We start from the raw sequence: 18,904 nt of genomic DNA, 5'->3' as shown, positions 1-18,904 counted from the left end.
GACCTGGCTGGTCGTACTGGTTGGGCGCTGTTCAGCGCCCGTAAGGCATCAATGCCGCTGTGGCGGCACCCGAATAGTTCACGTAGACAGTCTTTTTGCGCATGTAGCTCTCGAGCCCATGCACGCCGTCGTCACCGCCCAGTCCGCTTTCACGGAAGCCGACATGGAAACCCTGCAGCATTTCCGGTCCGATCCGGTTCACGTAGATCTCACCGAACGAAACCTCGTTGACGGCGTTCATGACGCGGCCCAGATCATTGGTGAAAAGATAGGCCGACAGGCCATAGTTGCTGGTATTGGTGATGCTGACAGCCTCCTCGAAGGAGTCGAAGGGCATGATCGGCACGACCGGGCCGAAGATTTCGCGCGTCATGATCGGCATGTCGGGCGTCACATCTGTCAGTACGGTCGGATTGAGCCAGTAGCCGCCATCGATGGGCGCCTTGGTCGGGCGTCCGCCGGCGAGAGCAAGCCTCGCGCCGCCCGCTACGGCTTCCGCAAGGACCGCCTCGACCTTTTCCAACTCTTCAAGACTGACTTTCGGGCCGATATCGGTATTTGCCTGCATCGGATCACCGACGACGAGCGACTTGGAGAACTCCACAAAGCGTGTGACGAATTGATCGTAAATCGAACGGTGAACGAGCGTGCGTTCGTTGCATATGCAGACCTGTCCGCAATTCATGTAGCGCGACGTGGCTGCGGAACGAACCGCCAGGTCGAGATCGGCATCAGCCAAGACGATGAATGGCGCTTTGCCGCCAAGCTCCAGCGAAACAGGTGTCAGATTGCGCGAAGCATTCGCCATGATGCGCTTGCCGGTCGGTACGCTTCCGGTCATGGTGATGAGGTCGACGCCGGGTTCCGTGCAGAGCACTTCGCCTATGGTTTCACCTCGTCCCGTTATGATGTTCACGACGCCGGCTGGCACGCCCGCTTCGACAAAGATGCGAGCCATTTCGAGCGCCGAAAGTGGCGTGTCTTCATGCGGTTTCAGGACGATGGTGTCGCCGGCGATCATGGCGGGCGCCACCTTTCGGCTGACCAGGGCGCTCGGGTAATTCCACGGAATGATGGCGGCGACGACGCCTACCGGCACACGCTGTATCCAGACCTGCTCTCCCGCGTAGTCGGATGGCAGGATTTCACCTTGAATGCGACGGGCAAACTCGGCGTAGTAATCGAAGAACTCGGCCGCGCCGCCGACTTCACCTATTGCTTCATTGATCGGTTTGCCTTGTTCCCTGACCACCACCTCGGCCAGATGTCGGGCGTTCTGCCGGATCAAGACCGCGATCCGCTTCATGATCGCCGCACGGGCAAGAGGCGCTTTGAGCCCCCAAGCCTTCTGCGCCTTACGGGCGGCCTCTATCGCCTGGCGAGCCTGATCCGGGCTTGCCTCGGGCACGTCGACAAAGGCCTTGCCATTGGCCGGATTGATCACCGAACGCGTGCCGGCTTCGCCGGTGACAAACTTCCCGTCGATCAACATGAGATAGGATTTCTTGTCTTCTGCTGCCATGGTTCAATCCGCTTCCGCGTGCGTTGCAGGCGTGCCGACGCCTAAGGGTTGGATTTCGCCGCGGCCATCTGGACCGCGAACTCGATCGCTTCGACCAAACTGTCCTCATTGGCGATGCCCTTGCCGGCGATGTCGAAGGCCGTGCCGTGGTCGACAGAGGTGCGGATGATCGGAAGGCCGAGCGTGACATTGACACCAGAGAGCGCTTTCCACTCACCGGTCGCGGGATCGATGTTGAAGCCGAGCAGTTTCACCGGGACATGGCCCTGATCGTGATACATCGCGACCACCGCGTCATACTGGCGGGCGCGCAACTTGACGAAAACCGTATCGCCCGGAACAGGCCCAAACACCGCAAAATCGGCGGACGTGTAGGAGGCGACGACCGGGGTCGTGATGTCGATATCCTCACGGCCGAAAATGCCGCCTTCGCCGGCGTGCGGGTTGAGCGCGGCGATCGCAATGCGGGGATGGGCAATGCCGAGGCCGCGCAACGCCTCGACCGTCAGCTGGATAACCCGCCGCAACCGAGGTTCGGTCAGTTTCGACGGAACCTGGGCCAGCGCTACATGGGTCGAGACATGGCTGACGCGAAAATCGCCATGGGCGAGCATCATCACGGAATCGCGGGCGCCTGTGAGTTCTGCCAGCATGTCGGTGTGACCGGCATAATGATAGCCGGCCAGATTGAGCGCCTCCTTGTTGAGGGGAGCCGTAACGATGCCCGCAATTGAACCGGCCTGCGCCAGGCGAACGGCCTTTTCGATCGCCAGATAGGCGAGGCGCCCGCCTTCCGCCGACAAGACGCCTGTCTCGATAGGTGTGCGTTCGGGGCCGGCTTCGAGAATGGCTAGCGGCGGAAAAACCCCCGCGGCCGAAGCTGACGGTTGTTCCTCCTCAATGCGCCCGGAAATCGACTCCATTGCACGCATGGCGGCGACGCTGCCGATGATGAGAAGGGACAACGATCCGTCGGCAAGACGCGGTTTCAGCCGTGCGCATGCCTTTGCGATGATCTCGGGGCCGATCCCCGCAGGATCACCCATTGTGATGCCGAGTCTTGGACCAGACATGAACGCCTCTAATCGGTCAATTGTGATCATCTTCTAATCCTTGTAACCAGAGATGCGCAATAGTTTTCTTTTGCAGTCATTCGTAATCAGCCGCACGGTGAAATCCGCCTGTTTTCCCACCTCTCTGTGGGAGCAGTCCCCGTGTAGCCGGCTGCTGAAAGATCGCTTGACGTCATTTGACCGGCAGGAATGGACCCGACCGATGCTCTTGCGGACGATCGTCTTGATTAGCGACGCGCGAGAGTCGCGAGCCTGCAGAAGAGGGCACTGTCGCCGAACGCGCCAGATTTGGAAATTGTGGCTAGCGCCTCGAAAACGCCGCCTTTGATTCTGGAGATCGGAAGCCCCGGCTCAATCTCGCTCTCGACCGTGAGTTCGACGACGCCGAGGCTGGAGCACACCGATCGCAATGTTTCGCCGCCAGTGACGAGCAGCGTTCCGGGCTTTGGCAAACCGTCAAGAAGCGACGCAAACACCTTGCCGATATGATCTGCAATCGCGTGGCGATCACCCGATGCAACCACAGTGACAACCGACGGCGCACCTCGCATGATCCGTTTTGCCAGATCCCTTTTCGCTTTGTCGATGTCGCGTTCCACAACGATATGCCCATCAGCATGCTTGGTGGCAAACGAGGCCACCTGTCCCGCCGTGACTTCGTGATTTGTGCCGATAAGGCCCAGGAACGGGGCGGGCAGTGCCGGAACAGGCTTGTGTGGTATGCTCAGGTGTCGCGCCAGCGCGGCAGCCAGGCCGCCCGTACCAACCCAGAGTGTCTGCGGCGCGCTCGCCGTTGCAACGATTTCGTCCAGGTCCTTGTCCGTTTCGGCGTCGTAGAGTGTGAGGAAATGAACCGGCCGCGTGCCCGGTACCGACCGGCCAGAGGAAAAGCGCCGACCGAGGCCGGCGAGGATGTCGGGACCGACCATTTCGGGCCGATCGAGCCGCCATTGACGCCCAAGGCGTGTAACACGGCCCTGAAAGGGGAACGCGGGCGCCAGTACAACCCGCTGGTACGCACCTTCGACGATGCAGGCTTCTATTTCGGCAATGACGTGACCGCGCAAAAGGCTGTCGATCTTCTTGAAGCTCAGCTGTCCGGCGGCCAGCCATGGCGCGAACTTCAAGTGTCTGGCGACGGCCGTTGTCTCGGCGCCCTCACGTGTGGCGATATCGACTGCCGAACGGCCCGAGAGCCTACGATCCAGTTGCCAGCTCACGCCGACACCTTGGCCTGGCGAGGCGAAGCAAACCGCGCTGTCCAGAGCGCCGGTCAGGTCGTCCGCGATGATCCGGATATCGACAGTCTCAAGAGCGCTCAATTGAAGAACCCGAACGGCTGACGCGCACGACGCGGACGTTCACATCGAGCGTCCGAAGATTGCTGAGGTTGGCCTGATCGATGCCGTCATCGGTAATGATCTGGTGGATGTCGGCCAGGCGGCAGATGGTGCAGAAATTCGGAGTGGTGAATTTGGAATTGTCGGCAAGCACGACCACCCGTCGCGCCGCGGCGATCATCGCCTGCTTCATCGCCGCGACCTCGAGCGAGGTCTCCGTGAGCATGTCCCCGGTGATGGCGTGAGTGCCCAGAATTGCCACATCGGCGTGGATGGTACGCAGGAAATTCTCGCCAGGCTGGCCAACCAGAGTTAGAGAACCCGGCTTGCAGGTGCCTCCAAGCATGACGAGGCGTACTCCCGGCACGGTTGCAAGTATCTGCGCGATCGCGAGACTGTTGGTGACGGCCGTAAGCGAAATGGGCGCGGCGGCGATGGCGCGGGCGACTTCCAGAACAGTCGTGCTTGCGTCGAAAATGACACTCTGCCCGGGGCGAAGTTCCGACATCATGGCTGCGCCTATGGCCTCCTTCTCAGCCCTGGCGAAGTGTGCGGCAGTGGCGAGATCTGGCTCGAAGGTGGCGAGTTCCGTGCGTTGAAGCATCGCTCCGCCATGCGTTCGCTCCAATGCTCCCTGCCGTTCAAGCGTCTCGAGGTCGCGCCGTATGGTCGAAGGTGACGCGCCGATGAGATCGATGAGTTCCTGAACGCCGACGGTTCCTTCCCGTTTGAGGCATTCGAGAATGAAAGCATGGCGCTTGGCCGGAATTAGATCGACCCGTCCACGCCCGCCATCGTCTTCCCATGACCCGGCGGACGCTGAGGGCCCGGTATCTTCCACCGTTGATTTTCGAACATTCCTTGCCACGTTCGTATCTCCGCACAGTGCAGCAACACGCTCGCCGGAATCATGGCGAGCCCAGCATCGCGAATATCACGAATTCATTCGGCGAGCCCACTGGTTTGTCATGGCGATGAGCGAATTCCTATCGCTTTTGGCCTTGTTAGAATTATTTTGACTGATTTTGACCATATGTGATAAGCGATGACCGTCAATCCTCGTCAATTGGCACTGACAAGTGCGCAGTTCTTGTCAAAAAAATGGGAATTAAAGTCAGCGATTCAGAGCGCTTGGGCTCTGTCGCGAACCGGGTTGGAGGAACCATGTCTTTCTTGTCGAAGCTGAAATCGGCCCTTGTCGGCGCCGCTGCCGCGGCCTTCTTGTCAACGGCGGCCCTAGCTGCCGATGAACCCACGGTCGGCGTTGTCGTGCCGACCCTGGATGCGCAATTCTGGAATAGCTATGTCGCTTTCATGAAGAAGGGAGCGGATGAGCTTGGTGTGAAGCTCGTTGTCCTCAATGCCGACAACAAGCCTGACCAGATGGTCAAGTCGCTTGAGGACCTGGTGGCCCAGAAGGTCGACGGCATTGTTTTCACGCCCTATTGGGCCACTGCCGCTCGCGGGCTTACCTTGGCCAAGGAAGCCGAGATACCGGTCATCCTCACCGACAGTTATCCGGATTTTTCGCCTCAAACCGAGCGTTTCCCGAATTACATTGCCTTTATCGGGCCGAGCGATGAGGACGCCGGATACCAAATGGCCAAGGCGCTGTTCGCCGCCATCAAGCCGGGGCCTGATGGCAAGAAAGTGATCGGCGTGGTGAACGGCACCGCCGGCACCTCGGTCGCCATTGATCGCCGCAAGGGGCTGGAAGACGCTCTCAAGGAAGCGCCCGATGTGCGCGTCGCCGGCGAAGTCGATGGCAATTTCGTCCGTGATACGTCACAGACCGCATTTGAATCCCTCTTCCAGGGCAACCCGGACATCACCGGCGTCTGGGCCGCGAATGGCGGCACCGCGACCGGCGTGATGGCTGCGCTCAAGAACCATGGGAAAGCGCCCGGCAAGGACGTTATGGTCGTCGGAATGGATCTCAACCCCGAGAATGTCGATGCGGTAAAGTCCGGCGACCTGCTTTTCGATATTGGCGGTCATTGGCTTCAGGGCGGCTTCGCCCTTGTCGCCCTTTTCGATCAGATCAAGGGTATTCCGGTTCCCGCCGGCGCCGACAATGTCAAGCTGAAGCTGCTGCCGCTGACCAAGGATCGCGTTGCGCAGTTCGAGAAGGACTTTCCCGGCGGCGTGCCGACATATGATTTCCGGCAGCACTCGCGCTTCTACAACAAGGACGCCAAGCCGGCCGTGTTCGAGATGCAGTATAGCAACTGAACGTCCGATTGGACCTGCCCGCAATCCCACGGTTGCAGGCAGGCCCTGCCTGGCATTTGGGCGTAGTCAATGATGACACTTGCTGCGAGCGACCTGCGCAAAAGCTACGGCCAGACACGTGCCGTGGTCGGCGTATCCGTAGTGCTTCGGCCCGGCATGGTTCACGCCATCGTCGGCGAAAACGGGGCCGGCAAATCGACGACCTTGCGTATGCTTGCGGGCGCAGAGCGGCCTGACAGCGGCGTCATGACGTTGGATGACGCAAGCTATGCACCACCAAGCGTCATCGGTGCGGCGGCCCTTGGCGTATCGCTTGTATACCAGGAAATCACGATCAACCGTTCGCTGACTGTTGCCGAAAACATCTTCATCGATCGCCTGCGGCAGTTCGCCGGCCCCCTCGGCTTTATCGATCGCAGACGTATGGAAGCCGCGTCGCAAGCGATCCTGGAACGGATCGGCGCGCAAATATCAGTCTCTGCCGATACAGGCCGCCTCAATCTCGGCGAGCTGAAATGCATCGAGATCGCTCGAGCGCTGTCTACAAATCCGAAAATCCTGCTTCTGGACGAATCCACCGCCTATCTCGATCATCGAGAGGTTCAGGCTGTCCTTCGCGTCATCAGCGAACTCAAGGGGCAGGGGATGACCGTCGCCTTCGTGTCTCATCATCTCGACGAGGTGCTTGCGGTCGCGGATGAATTGACGATCCTGAAAGACGGGCAATATGTCGGAACCTATCGCACGACCGAGATCGAGCCGAATGAAATTCATCGCCGCATGGTGGGGCGCGAGCTCGCCAGAAGCATCTATCCGCCGCGGCCGCCGGGAGATCCAGGCAAGCCTGTTGTCTTCGAAGCCTCCGAGGTCGCCGTTGGGCGAGAACTCGGCGGCGTCAGCCTGGATGTGCATGCCGGCGAAATCCTCGGCCTTGCCGGATTGAAGGGCGCTGGCGCCGAGGCGCTGTTCGCAGCCATTTGCGGCGACTTGCCCTTGCGTGGTGGCTCGATGAAGCTTGCGGGTGGTTCTTATGCGCCGTCGAGTCCGACTTTCGCCTGGGGACAGGGCGTCGCCTACCTGCCGGGTGACCGTCACAATGAGGGCCTGATCGCCGACTTCAGTATCCTCGACAATCTGGTGATGGCCCGCCCGCCGCATCATGGGCCGTTCTTTGATCGCGCCGCTGCCACTGCTATCGCGGGTGACCTGATCGCCCAGATCGGCATCAAGACACAAAGCGTCGATTCGTCCTGCCGTTCGCTCTCGGGCGGTAATTTGCAAAAGGTGGTGATCGGCAAATGCCTGGCTGTCCAGCCGCGCTTGCTCCTGCTCAACAATCCTACACGCGGGGTCGATATCGGCGCCCGAACGGAAATCTATCGCCTCGTCAGGCAGAAGGCGGCGCAGGGCCTCGCCGTGATCCTGTCATCAGAAGACATGCCCGAACTGATCGGTATGTCGGACCGCTTGCTGGTGCTCCGGCAAGGACAAATTACGCATCGCATCGAGACGGCAGCCGATGCCACCGAGCATGACATTATTGGACATATGGCCTGACCATGGAAACGAACGTGACCTCGATCGCCACCAAGACACCGAACGCAACCAGGGAACCCGGCGTCAATGCCAAGTTCGAAGTCGTCAAACGCGGCTTTCCGCTTGCCATGCTCGTCCTGCTCATTGTGATCTTCTCGATGGCCTCGCCACGCTTCCTGACCTTCAGCAACCTTCTCATCGTGCTTCAACAGGGCACGGTGCTGCTGGTTGCTGCGCTCGGCATGACCTTCGTCATCATGGCCGGTTCAATCGATCTTTCGGTCGGTTCAATTGTTGCACTCGCGGCATTGGCAGCCGCATTGACAGCTGACAGCCTTGGCGCCGCGGCGATCATTCCCGCCATTGCCGTCGGTGCTGTTGCCGGATTGATCAACGGTGTTCTCCTGGCCAAAGGCAAGGTGCCGTCCTTCATCGCAACCATGGGAGCGATGGTGGTCTATCGCGGCATCGTGCTGCTTTTTACACGTGGCGCTCCTGTCTCGATCGAGGATGAGCAATTCCTTGATGTCTATACCAATCGGACTTTGGGCATTCCGCACTCCGTGATCATTGGCCTGGTGCTAATGGTTGTCGCGTATGGCATCATCAACAGGACGGTGTTCGGGCGCGAGGTTCGCGCCATAGGCGGTGGGGAACGTGTCGCCATTCTAACGGGCATTCAGGTCGCGCGCGTGAAAATCTATATGTATGTGCTTCTCGGTGCCTTGTGCGGCATTGCCGGCTTGCTACAAGCCGCGCGCGCCATGGCCGCCACCGCCCAACTCGGGGAGGGGCTTGAACTGGACGTCATAGCCGCGGTGGTCGTCGGCGGAACACCATTGACTGGAGGCGTAGGCAGTGTTGTCGGTACCATGCTGGGCGTTTTGATCATCACTCTGCTTTCCAACGGCATGAACATGGCCGGTGTCGATCCGTACCTTCAGAATATCGTCAAGGGTACGGTTTTGGTCTGCGCCGTATTCGTGACCATTGATCGCAAGAAGATCGGCATCATCAAGTGAGCGGAAGCGTCGACATGCGGTTGGGGGAGATCTTGCGCCTTCTTAGCGGATCTTCGCGCACTCGACGTTGTATATCCAGTCTGCGGCAGTTCGTTTCACGGCCTCTCGATGGACGCTGACCGGGCCTGTGAATAGACTGCCACTGCGATCAGGGTCAGCAGGCCGATGAACCAATATTGCCAGGCTTGCGACAGGCCCAGGAAAACCATCGATGAATTGACTTCCTGGATCAGGACGGCGCCAAGCAGCACGCCGATGAAACTGCCGCGTCCGCCAAAGAGACTGGCTCCGCCGAGGACCACTGCGGCAATGCTGCCCAGCGTGTATTCGATGCCCTGATTGGGATCGCCGATGCCGAGCTGCGCCACCACCATCATGCCCCCAAGCGCTGTGAGCAAGCTGCAGGCGATGAACGCGCCGACGACGGTCCAGCCTGTGCGCACACCAATATGCGCCGCTGCCTTCTCGTTAGAGCCAACGGCGCGCAAGCTCATTCCCCAACGGCTGTAGCGCAAACCGACTTCGAGGATGATTGCCAGGACCAACGCGACGATGAACACGACCGGAATGCTACCGATTGTGGCTTTGATGGTATCCATGACGGTGGCGCTGATGGCTCCATCGGGATAGGGCCGCAGCAACACCGAGATGCCCTGAATGATGATGTAAACCCCTAGCGTCGCGGCGACGGAGGTGAAGTTCCCGAACCGAACCAAGGTCCCGCTGGTCAGGCCGACGAGGGCTGCGGCGCCAAACACGGCCAACACGCCAACGATTATCGTTCCCATGCCGGCACCTTCATTCAAAAAGAATGACGCGATGACGAGGCTCAAGCCGATCAACGGTCCGACCGACAGATCGATCCTGCCGGTGAACACTGCGCACATCTGGCCAAAGGAGACGAACGCCAGTGCTGCGGAAAGGAACAGGATCTTCTCGATGTTGAAGCCTGAGACGAAACGAATGTTGTGGCCAGACGCTACCAGGCCCAGCAACACGATTAGCCCGGCAAGCACGAAGCTTGGAACATAGTCGCCGGCGGCAACCATTCGCAGCCAAGAGCGCGTAGTGCCGGATCTGTCTCGTCCTTGCTGGTCGGTCTTGCGATGGGTGGTGGCCGTTATCATGGTCCGGCCGATATTGGCCTCATTGACGTCTTGGCCTGAGAGTTCGCCCACGACGTGCCCACGGGAGAAGACCAGCACGCGGTCGCATAGGCCCTCAAGCTCGACGATATCGGATGAGACGATAACCACCAATGTCCCGCGCGAAGCGACGTCACGCAGGATGCGATAGATTTCGGCGCGGGCACCCACGTCAACCCCGGCTGTCGGCTCCTCTGCCAGCACGAGTGAAGCCTCTGCCAGGAGAGCTCGTGACAGGATCGTCTTTTGCTGGTTCCCGCCAGACAGCGTGGCGACATTCTGCTCGATCGATGCCGCGCGAATGTTCAGGTCCACTCGCTGGGCTTCCATTTGCCGCCGTTCGAGCGAACGGTTCACGACGCCAAAGTTCGCGAAACGTGACAGGGCCGAGATGGTACCGTTTTCGCGCACGGAAAGACTGGGAAAAAGGCCTTCATGCTGGCGGTCGGGAGACAGATAGATAATGCCGGCACTACGAGCGGCACCCGGGTTGCCGAGCGGCACGGTCTTCCCGTCCAGAGTGACGGCTCCACGGGCATTTCCAAGACCTGCCAGCGAACGCAGGAAGTCGCTCTGGCCGTTTCCGGTAATGCCGGCGATACCAACGATCTCGCCGCCACGCGCCGACATGTTGATGTCTACGAAATCAGCGCCCGAAAGCCCTTTGACCTCAAGAACACTTGCGCCACTCATGACACCGGATGATTTGGGCGGAAATTGCTTGGTAACGGTGCGTCCGACAATGAGGTTGAGGATCTGGTCATCGCTGACATCGCGCACAGGTGCCGATCCCTTCACTTCTCCGTCACGCATGACGGTGACAGTGTCTGCGATCTGTCTGATTTCCTGCAGCCGATGCGAAATGTAGATGACCGCCGCGCCGCGAGCCGCGGCTTGGCGCACGTTGCGAAACAGGATATCGACAAGGTCGGCTGTCAAAGCCGCGGTGGGTTCGTCAAGAATGAGGATCTTCGGGTCGATCGCAAGCGCCTTGGCAAGTTCTATCAGTTGGCTTTGTGCTATGTCGACATCACACAGCCGGGTCTTGGGATGAACGGCAGAGCCAACACGATGGAGTTGGGCGACTACCCAGTCATTGGCATTCGCATAATCCGTTCGAAGCGCTGCTGGAACTGCAAGCAGCAGGTTTTCAGCCACCGTCAGATCAGGAAGCACTGCCGGGTGCTGATGCACGATGGCGAGCCCGAGCCGTTGCGCCTGTGCCGCGCTCAAGCGATCTACAGTTTGTCCGCATATTTCGATCGAACCCTGATCGAAGCTCAAATTTCCGGAGGCAATGCCCATCAATGTCGACTTGCCTGCGCCATTTTCTCCCAGAAGCGCATGAACCTCGCCACATCGCGCGTCAAACGAGATGTCCTTCACGGCGACGACATTGCCGAAACGCTTCCACACGCCTTGCATGCGCAAACCCAACGGGCTGTCCAACGCAGTACTGGTCGGCGTTGCCCTGTCAGCCTGAAGCTGCTCGACGGTGGCCATGGGTCGATCCTCCTAAGTGACTTCCATCATCCTGCTTGAGGAGATGAAGGGGCGGACAGAAGCCCGCCCCTTTTGGCTCGAGATCAGAGACCGCCCTTGAGGGCTGCCAGGACCTGTTCGTCAGGCAGGCTGGTGCCGTTTGAAGCGGATTCAGGAAGCTTCGGATTGCAGAAAACCGTTCCGGCAAGCGAATCCTCGAGCTGGAAGTTCGTCACTTCCTTCACACCGGCCTCGGCCACCGTATGCTTGGTGCCGTTGGGGTCGGTTATGACGAGCGGCTGATCCATCTTGCCGCCGGCTGCCTCGGCGATCGCCCAGCGTACGGCCAGACGTACGTTCCACTGCTCGGCGCTGTTTGTCGTGTACTGGAAGGTGGACTTCGCGTCGGCGTCATGCAGCTTCTTCCAGGTGCAGCCGAACACATTGGCGTCTTCACCGGCAATAAGCGGAAGCGGCCGACCGGCGCGTTCGAAGACGCCCGAGGCGACAACGCCCATGCTGAGGTCGGCGATGACACCGTCGATCTGCGGATACTGGGCAATCAGCGCGCCCAGTGATTTGGCGACCATGCTGGAATCCCAATTCGTCACTTCGAACGGCTTCTGCCCGATCTGGACGATGCCCGGATAGTCCTTGAACGCTTCGAGGATGCCATCGGCGCGCTCACGGCTCTGGCTGGTTCCGGCAGGTCCGCCGAGATAGGCGACATTTCCCTTGCCGTGGAGGGCCTTCGCCATCCATTTTCCCCAGTCGACGCCGTCCTGGTGGAAGTTCGTGCCGACGAAAACGCTGTAATCCTTGCCTTCCTCACCACCGACACGGGCTCGGTACGGCACGACGGTGCTGCCCTGCTTGAAGGCGTCGCGGATCGCCGGCAGCATGGCCGGGCCGGCATCGGGGAACACGACAATGGCGTTGACGCCGCGCGCTGCGAGACCGCTGAGGTCGGAAATCGCCTTCTGGGTGTTACCTTGCCCGTCTGTGTGATCCCAGCCGGTGACGTTCGGGCACTGGCTGGCCTCGTTGATCGCTGCGGCCGTCGTCATCTGCCGCCAGGGGTTCTGGGCGAAGCCATCTGCCAGCGCGACAGAAATCTCCTTCGTTCCGCAAAAGCTCGGTGGTGTCGCCGCCGGTTCGGCGCAGAAGACACCGCCGGCGATGCCCTTGCACCAATCCGCGGCGCCGGCTTGTGTGACCGACAGCGGTGAGACAGTTGCAAAGGCCGACAGGGCGAGCGCGGCGCCCGATATCACGTTTAATCCAAGATAAGACTTCATCATTTCCTCCCAACGAAGTTTGGTTGCTGTTCTCCAACCTGCCGTGATGGACAGCGTTGAAACTGTTTATTCCCTTGGCCGCCGACATCATGCGGTCGACCTGTTCCTCAAGCTGATTGCACGCTTGAGATTGCGAAAATTAAGACCATAGATGCCGACCCCGACCAGGATCGCGGCACCTTGAAAAAGGTATTGAACGCCGATGCTGGCGCCCGTCGTCAGCACCAATTGCTGGAGCTGTGTGAGAAAGAGAGCGGCGATCACGGTTGCCGCCAGATTGCCCTTGCCGCCAAACAGCGAGGTTCCACCCAGAACCGTCGCGGCGATCGACGGCATCAGGTAGTTGTCGCCCTGCTGCGGACTTGGCAGTTGCATAAGGCCGCCGAGCAGAATGCCGCCGGCCGAATAGAGCAGGCTCGCGCCCACATACGCGGCGATCTGGTAGCGGTCAGCGACGATACCCGCCGCGCGGGCCGCCCGGCTGTTTGCGCCGACAGCCTCGAAATTGCGCCCGAAGGTCGTCGCCTTGACGACGAAAATGACGACAATAGCCATCGCTACTGCCAAATAGGCGAGCTGCGTGATGCCAAATATCTTGCCGTTGGCGAATGCCGCTATCGACCCGGGTACCGACACCGGTGTGCCGCCCGAAATCTTGACGTTCATGCCATAGAGCAGCGCGTTCATGCCGATTGTGGCCACGATCGGCGCAACACGAACCTTGCTGACGAGCAGGCCGCTGATCAGCCCCGCTACAGCTGCCGCGGCGAAAGCGTAAAAGAGTGCCAGGACGACACTGCCCTCGGCATTCGGTTGGCTCTCCGAGAAGTAACAGACGATGACAGCGCTGAGCGAAACCATCCCCGGCACGGACAGATCGATGCCGCCCTGCTGGATGACGAGTGTCTGACCCAGGCTGACCAGGGCCAGGATCGCGGCAAAGGGAAGCATTCCGCTCATCGCTCCGGTGCCAAGACTCTGCGGGGCGATCAGGCCGCCGAAGACGAACAGGACCAGCGTTGCCGCCGCGATACCCGCGGTCGGCCCACCAGCTGAGGCAAACCAACTGCTCGGTCCGGATGCACCTTCTCCTAAGGCCGTGACCGGCTTTGGCTTCTCTGAAGGATTTTCCACGTGTCTTGTCCTTCTGCGGATTCGCGGCATCGAACTTGTCGGTTAAAGCAGTGCGGATCTTGCTCCGCTGGCCAGACAGATTTCGCTGATCCGCAGCTTCTGGCTGGAGAGCCGGGACGGGAATGTCTGTTCGAGCCGCGACTCGTGAACGGGTATGACCCGTCGAGACTCATGGCCGACCTGTTTCATCATGGCTTCGGTGGCCATGATCAGATTGATCTGGCTGCCGGTGGCCAGGCCGACAGGGAGATACATGTCATCGATCTTGAGCTGTTCGGAGGCGCCGTTCAGGTTCTCGAACTGGTAAACAAGATCACCGGCAAGCACCCAGGTGTCCTGGGAATCCGTCTTGCCATCATTGCGCACCGTCACCCACATGCATGCGAAGGTGTGGCTGTCATAAGCGACGTGAAGATCGATGCCGGGGAATACGTTTTCCATGGCGCCATCGACCGCAATGAGGCGCTTGTCGCGCGCCAGCTGCACACCGCGCAGGATATCCGCCGTATCGATGCCGGACAGGATCCAGCGCATGCGATCCGGCAGCGACATCGCCCAGATCCATTCCTGCAGCTCCTTCTTCTGGACGTAGAAGGTGGCATTGGGAAATGCATCGACATTGCCGAAATGATCGAAATGCGCGTGCGTGATAAAGACCGCGTTGATGTCTTCCGGCGTCAATCCGATTTCGGCAAGAACCTCGCGCGGTCCGCGCCAGTTCTGGACATTGAACAGCGTGCCAAGATAGTTCCCGTAGTCGCGGTCGTTGTAACCGACGTCGACCATCGCGGCCCAACCGTCTCCCTTGATGACGGCGTAGCAGTAGGGCAGCTTGACATAGCCTTCATTGTGAGCGCCGTAGATGACGCCGCTCTTGTGGTATTCGGGTACGTAGCCGTATTCGAGGACGTAGATCGAATAGAGTGACACCGGTTTCCTCCCTTGATCCAGACGATTAATTTTTCGCGGGTCGGCAGTTGCAGCAGGCCGCCGTGAAATCCACGGGGGTCAGTCCGGCGGAAGGTTCCGAAACCATCCGCAGCGACCGCTGCGCGGAAAAAAGCGCGTCAACGACGGCATCGAGATCGGGACTTGCCGGATCAATGAGATCGGCAAGACGATCAAGCCGCGAGAGTATCCGGCCGAGAAGCACTAGCAGATCGGCGAGCGCGGCTTGGTGGCGGGCCGCTGTCGGCGGCGCCTTCACCGCACCAAGCCGGTCGGTTGCCTCGCGCAACTGCCTTGTCACCGACGCCAGCAAGAGATCGTTGCGGTTGCGGTCGAGGCTGTCGGTCTGGAGCAGAAGCAGGATTCCCGAAAGCTGGCCAACGCAACGCTTGGCGGCGTCATAGAGCGGACGGGTGTCTGACAGGTAGGAGGCAACCGCTTCATCCTTGATCCCTGACTTCAACAACGCATCGGGCTGGTACTCGCGGGGGGTGTCCCATATCGAGCAGGTGGGACGATGCACGCCTTCGATCCCTGAAGAAGGCGCTGGAAATTCGCGACGAAACGTTAGAAGCACCGCCCCACCCGCAAGCGGAGCCTCGTCTTGTCCGGAATTGATCGTAAGCATGCGTCGCCTCCAATGTTCGTCGTTGCATCGATCCGCAGGCCCGTGCGGACTGTCTTTTCAGTGCATGAATCGGCCGCCGTTCACGTCGAGAATGAGTCCCGTCACGTAGTCGGACAGGTCCGAGACCAGGAACAGGCAGGCTTTTGCGATATCGTCAGCCGTCCCGAGCCGGCCCAGCGGGATGTTCTCGACGATGTCGCGCCGCTTGTCTTCGGTCAGCTTGTCGCCAAAGATGTCCGTGTCGATCGTGCCGGGGGCTATCGCGTTGACGCGGATATTGTGCTGCGCCAGTTCACGCGCCATCGACTTGGTGAGGCTGTGGATGCCGCCCTTGGCGGCGGAATAATGCGGTCCGCCGAAAATGCCGCCGCCGATCTGGGCCGCGATCGAGCCGATCGAAACGATCGCGCCGGAGCGCCGTTCGATCATCGAAGGCACGGTAGCCTGGGTCATGTTCAGGCTGCCACGCAGGCTGGAATCGATGACCAGGTCGAAATTCTCCTGGGTGATATCCATCAGCCGGTCTGGTTGGCTGATGCCGGCATTGTTGACCAGGATGTCGACATGTCCGAAGCGGGCCATGACGTCACCAACTGCCTTGCGACAAAAAACAGGATCCCGGACATCGCAAGCCACGCCGATGTGTTCGGAGCCGATGTCGCGGGCCGCATTCATGGCGGCCTCTTCGTCGAGGTCGAAGATCGCCACGCGGCAGCCCTGCGCGGCAAACCGCCGGGCCGTGGCCTTGCCTATGCCGCGCGGCGAGGCGGCGCCTGTGATAATGGCGGTCTTGTCGTTCAGCATCACGGTGTACTCCTCCCCATATGAATTCATTCGGCGGCCTCGGCCGCGTCTTCGATATTCAGGCCTGCCCAACCCTCGATGAGGGCCGCGATGCGCGAGCAATCGGCGTCGGCCATGCCTTGCGTCATGGCGAACTGCCAGAACTGGCGGACGTTGGCCCCGAGCCACATTGGCACGCCCATACGCTCGGCTTCCTGCATGCAAAGCGTCACGTCCTTGTGCATGAGCTCGGTGCGAAAATTCTGGTCGTAGCGGCGTGTCACCACATGCTTTGGATAGGCGATCTCGGACACCCAGGACCGGCCTGAGCCGGCATTGATGATCCGGAACAGATCCTCGGGCTCGATACCGCCCTTTTCGGCGAATGCTAGCGCTTCGCCGACAATCACCATGTTGGTTGCGGTGAGAAGATTATTGGCGAGCTTGAGGATCTGTGCCTTGCCGACGTCCGGGCCGAGATGGACAAAAGTCTTTGCAAATGTCGCCAGGAACGGTCGTGCCCGTTCCAGTGTCTGCTCCGACCCCGACGCCATGACCGCCAGCGTCTCGTTGCGGACGCCGATTGGTCCGCCGCTGACGGGCGCATCCAGCACAGATACGCCGCGTTCCGCCATCGCATCACCGACCTTGCGCGCCATTGTCGGGCCGGTGGTCGAGAGATCGATATAGTGCTTGATGCGTTTGCCATGGATAAGGCCGGCCTCACCCAGCGCGACGGCCTCGACGATCGGCGCGTTTGGCAGGCTGACGAAGACCGTCTCGACCGCATTGGCGACCGCGGCGGCGCTGTCTTGCCGCTTTGCTCCCTGCGCGACAAGGACATCGACGGCCGCAGCGTTGGTATCGAAAATGTGCACGTCGAGCTGGGCTGCCAGAGCCTTGGTGACCATGGGCATGCCCATCGCACCGAGACCGATGAATCCGTAAGAATTACTAGGCACGCGCGCTCTCCCCGATCGCTGTAAGATGTGACGGCGCGCCTTCGTAGAGGCGGTAGATGCCGGTGCCGTCGATGTCGCCGTGGCCGGCGGCGATAAGCAGATGAAAGAGCTGGGCGGCTTGGCCGGACATTGGGGTCGCCGTGCCCGAACTACGGGCGAGCTCCTGCACCATGTCGAGGTCTTTCAGCAGCTGACGCGCATAGGCCCGCGGCGCGAAATCATGTGCGGCGATACGTGGATAGAGCTGTTGCATCAGAACGCCGTCGGCATGGCCGTATTTCACGCATTCAGGCAGCAGCGCAGCATCCATTCCTGCCGCTTCAGCGAGGCGCACGGCTTCGGCCAGAACAGCATAATTCGTGCCGACCACGAGTTGCGCGATCATCTTGGCAACCGAACCCATGCCTGTCTGTCCGACATGGGTGAACTGGCGGCCGATGTCCTGGATCAAGGAACGGATGCGTGCGATCGCCCAATCCGAGCCGCCGGCCATGATCGTCAGTGTGCCTTCGCCTGCCGCCGAGGGACCACCTGAAACCGGAGCGTCGATCCATTCGCATCCCGTGGCCGCTTGGACGCGCCAACCGATGGACCGGCAGAAATCCGGCGACACGGTTGAGAAATCCACCACGATCTGCGGTGACAGCAGAGCATCCGACAGGCCCGCTTGGCCAAACACCACGGTTTCGACTGCCGCCTGCGACGGCAGGTTGAGGAGCACGAGATCCGCGTCCTCGACACAGTCTTTTGGCGACGCAGCGCCGACTGCACCCGAAGCCATAGCCGCAGCTTGCCGGCCGGCATCGGCGTCGAAGACTCGTAGCTTGTAGCCAAGCCCTGCAAGGCGCGCGGCCATGGGTCCGCCCATCAGGCCGACGCCGATATAGGCAAGGCGCGGCTTACCGGATGTCATAGAATTGGACCGCATTGTCGTGGAACAGGCGCTTTTGCGCTTCGGGTCCGAGATCCGCCGTGATCTCCTTGTAGCCACCAAAGATCTTATCGAGCGTGCCGCACACACTGTCGACCGGGAAATTGCTCCCGAACATGCAGCGCTCGACGCCGTAAATCTCGATGATCGACCTCACGATGTCGCGGTTGTTGGCGACCGTCCATGGCTGGCCAGGCAGGCCGATGCCGGAGATCTTCACCGCCACGTTCGGCCGCTTGGCGAATTCGGTCATTGCCGCCTTCCAGCCGGCAATCCCCTCGGCACTGCGATCGGCCGGCAGCCCTGAATGCAGCAGGATGATCTGCGTCTGCGGGAAGCGGTCGGCGAGCGTGCTCGCCTCGTGCAGATGCCACCATGGTGTCTGCAGATCGAACCGCAAACCATAGCTGGACAGCATGGCGAAACCTTCGACCCAATGCGGGTCGACCATGCTGCCTGGAGCGGCTGAGCCGGGCTTGGGATTGGATTTCGGCTTGTGACGCAGGCCGCGTACGAAGTCGAAACCGGCCAGCCGCTCCAGCACCCGGGCGCGGTCGTCCCGGTCGAGCCATGCCTGGCCGACAGCGACGTTAGGCCACCCCGTCTCACGACGAAGGGAGGCGATATAATCCATCTCGCCGATTGGATCACTCGGATCCCACTCGGCTTCGATATAGACCGTCTTGACAACGTGGTGACCGGCAGCGTCCCGCATGTAATCGGCCGGCAGATACGGCCGGCATATCGAGGAGTAGTCGCCATAGCGGAATGGGATCAGCGGCCGATCGTTGAGCCACGGATAATAGTTCTGCTCGGGATTCCAGAAGTGGACGTGAGCATCCACCATCGGCATATCAGTCACGTCTGT

Annotated in this window: 16 protein-coding genes and 1 pseudogene; 3 read left to right on the top strand and 14 right to left on the bottom strand. The window is 60.4% G+C overall.

What is annotated here, in order from left to right:
* Positions 1-31: 31 nt before the first annotated feature.
* The 5 genes and pseudogenes from aldA to A4R29_RS35495 all read right to left on the bottom strand — a co-directional run.
* Positions 32-1,522, bottom strand: a complete 1,491-nt coding sequence (gene aldA, locus A4R29_RS30475; RefSeq protein WP_063173877.1) for an aldehyde dehydrogenase — start codon at positions 1,520-1,522, stop codon at positions 32-34.
* Positions 1,523-1,563: 41 nt separating this feature from the next.
* Positions 1,564-2,595: a 4-hydroxythreonine-4-phosphate dehydrogenase PdxA gene (gene pdxA / locus A4R29_RS30470; protein WP_206616457.1), complete on the bottom strand. Its 1,032-nt coding sequence runs from the start codon at positions 2,593-2,595 to the stop codon at positions 1,564-1,566.
* Positions 2,596-2,822: 227 nt separating this feature from the next.
* Positions 2,823-3,917, bottom strand: a complete 1,095-nt coding sequence (locus A4R29_RS30465; RefSeq protein WP_063173876.1) for a four-carbon acid sugar kinase family protein — start codon at positions 3,915-3,917, stop codon at positions 2,823-2,825.
* Positions 3,904-4,446, bottom strand: coding sequence for a DeoR/GlpR family DNA-binding transcription regulator (locus A4R29_RS35500; RefSeq protein ID WP_338039911.1), 543 nt, complete (start codon positions 4,444-4,446; stop codon positions 3,904-3,906). Before A4R29_RS35500 ends, A4R29_RS30465 begins: the two co-directional genes overlap by 14 nt.
* A gap of 144 nt (positions 4,447-4,590) precedes the next feature.
* Positions 4,591-4,776 (bottom strand): annotated as a pseudogene (locus A4R29_RS35495) (DeoR family transcriptional regulator); the annotation flags it as partial.
* Between the two features lie 323 nt (positions 4,777-5,099).
* Between A4R29_RS35495 and A4R29_RS30455 the strand changes: the two are divergent.
* The 3 genes from A4R29_RS30455 to A4R29_RS30445 all read left to right on the top strand — a co-directional run bounded on the left by A4R29_RS30455 (position 5,100) and on the right by A4R29_RS30445 (position 8,725).
* Entirely contained in the window at positions 5,100-6,167 is a 1,068-nt protein-coding gene (locus A4R29_RS30455; RefSeq protein WP_063170565.1) for an ABC transporter substrate-binding protein, read from the top strand.
* A gap of 69 nt (positions 6,168-6,236) precedes the next feature.
* Positions 6,237-7,724, top strand: a complete 1,488-nt coding sequence (locus A4R29_RS30450; protein ID WP_063170564.1) for a sugar ABC transporter ATP-binding protein — start codon at positions 6,237-6,239, stop codon at positions 7,722-7,724.
* 14 nt (positions 7,725-7,738) lie between these two features.
* A complete protein-coding gene (locus A4R29_RS30445) occupies positions 7,739-8,725 on the top strand; it encodes an ABC transporter permease (protein ID WP_158515814.1) in 987 nt (328 codons plus the stop codon).
* Between the two features lie 95 nt (positions 8,726-8,820).
* On the opposite strand, the gene A4R29_RS30440 is transcribed toward A4R29_RS30445, so the two are convergent.
* The 9 genes from A4R29_RS30440 to A4R29_RS30400 all read right to left on the bottom strand — a co-directional run bounded on the left by A4R29_RS30440 (position 8,821) and on the right by A4R29_RS30400 (position 18,889).
* Positions 8,821-11,373 carry an ATP-binding cassette domain-containing protein gene (locus tag A4R29_RS30440; RefSeq protein ID WP_063170562.1) on the bottom strand — a complete coding sequence of 851 codons (2,553 nt, stop codon included), beginning with the start codon at positions 11,371-11,373 and terminating at the stop codon, positions 8,821-8,823.
* 83 nt (positions 11,374-11,456) lie between these two features.
* Positions 11,457-12,653: a substrate-binding domain-containing protein gene (locus A4R29_RS30435; protein ID WP_063170561.1), complete on the bottom strand. Its 1,197-nt coding sequence runs from the start codon at positions 12,651-12,653 to the stop codon at positions 11,457-11,459.
* An 84-nt stretch (positions 12,654-12,737) separates the two neighbouring features.
* Positions 12,738-13,784, bottom strand: a complete 1,047-nt coding sequence (locus tag A4R29_RS30430; RefSeq protein ID WP_063170560.1) for an ABC transporter permease — start codon at positions 13,782-13,784, stop codon at positions 12,738-12,740.
* A 42-nt stretch (positions 13,785-13,826) separates the two neighbouring features.
* Entirely contained in the window at positions 13,827-14,714 is an 888-nt protein-coding gene (locus tag A4R29_RS30425) for an N-acyl homoserine lactonase family protein (protein WP_024505467.1), read from the bottom strand.
* 25 nt (positions 14,715-14,739) lie between these two features.
* The gene (locus A4R29_RS30420; protein WP_127224577.1) at positions 14,740-15,255 is read right to left on the bottom strand and encodes a hypothetical protein; all 516 of its coding nucleotides are present in this window, start codon (positions 15,253-15,255) and stop codon (positions 14,740-14,742) included.
* 162 nt (positions 15,256-15,417) lie between these two features.
* On the bottom strand, positions 15,418-16,167 hold the full coding sequence (locus A4R29_RS30415; RefSeq protein ID WP_063174081.1) for an SDR family NAD(P)-dependent oxidoreductase: 750 nt from the start codon (positions 16,165-16,167) through the stop codon (positions 15,418-15,420).
* Positions 16,168-16,190: 23 nt separating this feature from the next.
* Positions 16,191-17,105, bottom strand: coding sequence for an NAD(P)-dependent oxidoreductase (locus A4R29_RS30410; RefSeq protein ID WP_127224576.1), 915 nt, complete (start codon positions 17,103-17,105; stop codon positions 16,191-16,193).
* On the bottom strand, positions 17,098-18,018 hold the full coding sequence (locus A4R29_RS30405) for an NAD(P)-dependent oxidoreductase (protein WP_063173873.1): 921 nt from the start codon (positions 18,016-18,018) through the stop codon (positions 17,098-17,100). Before A4R29_RS30405 ends, A4R29_RS30410 begins: the two co-directional genes overlap by 8 nt.
* The gene (locus A4R29_RS30400) at positions 18,005-18,889 is read right to left on the bottom strand and encodes an amidohydrolase family protein (protein ID WP_063170556.1); all 885 of its coding nucleotides are present in this window, start codon (positions 18,887-18,889) and stop codon (positions 18,005-18,007) included. The genes A4R29_RS30405 and A4R29_RS30400 overlap by 14 nt, the downstream gene beginning before the upstream one ends.
* Positions 18,890-18,904 lie beyond the last annotated feature (15 nt).

Origin of the sequence: Mesorhizobium ciceri biovar biserrulae (assembly GCF_001618845.1) — a bacterium.
Lineage (GTDB): Bacteria > Pseudomonadota > Alphaproteobacteria > Rhizobiales > Rhizobiaceae > Mesorhizobium > Mesorhizobium ciceri.
This window is presented reverse-complemented; position numbering and strand designations above follow the sequence as displayed.

Bases quoted from the DNA above. Each gene is read 5' to 3' on its own strand.
- aldA (WP_063173877.1), bottom strand. From the start codon at position 1,522: ATGGCAGCAGAAGACAAGAAATCCTATCTCATGTTGATCGACGGGAAG.
- pdxA (WP_206616457.1), bottom strand. From the start codon at position 2,595: ATGTCTGGTCCAAGACTCGGCATCACAATGGGTGATCCTGCGGGGATC.
- A4R29_RS35500 (WP_338039911.1), bottom strand. From the start codon at position 4,446: ATGATGTCGGAACTTCGCCCCGGGCAGAGTGTCATTTTCGACGCAAGC.
- A4R29_RS30455 (WP_063170565.1), top strand. From the start codon at position 5,100: ATGTCTTTCTTGTCGAAGCTGAAATCGGCCCTTGTCGGCGCCGCTGCC.
- A4R29_RS30450 (WP_063170564.1), top strand. From the start codon at position 6,237: ATGATGACACTTGCTGCGAGCGACCTGCGCAAAAGCTACGGCCAGACA.
- A4R29_RS30440 (WP_063170562.1), bottom strand. From the start codon at position 11,373: ATGGCCACCGTCGAGCAGCTTCAGGCTGACAGGGCAACGCCGACCAGT.
- A4R29_RS30435 (WP_063170561.1), bottom strand. From the start codon at position 12,653: ATGATGAAGTCTTATCTTGGATTAAACGTGATATCGGGCGCCGCGCTC.
- A4R29_RS30405 (WP_063173873.1), bottom strand. From the start codon at position 18,018: ATGACATCCGGTAAGCCGCGCCTTGCCTATATCGGCGTCGGCCTGATG.
- A4R29_RS30400 (WP_063170556.1), bottom strand. From the start codon at position 18,889: ATGCCGATGGTGGATGCTCACGTCCACTTCTGGAATCCCGAGCAGAAC.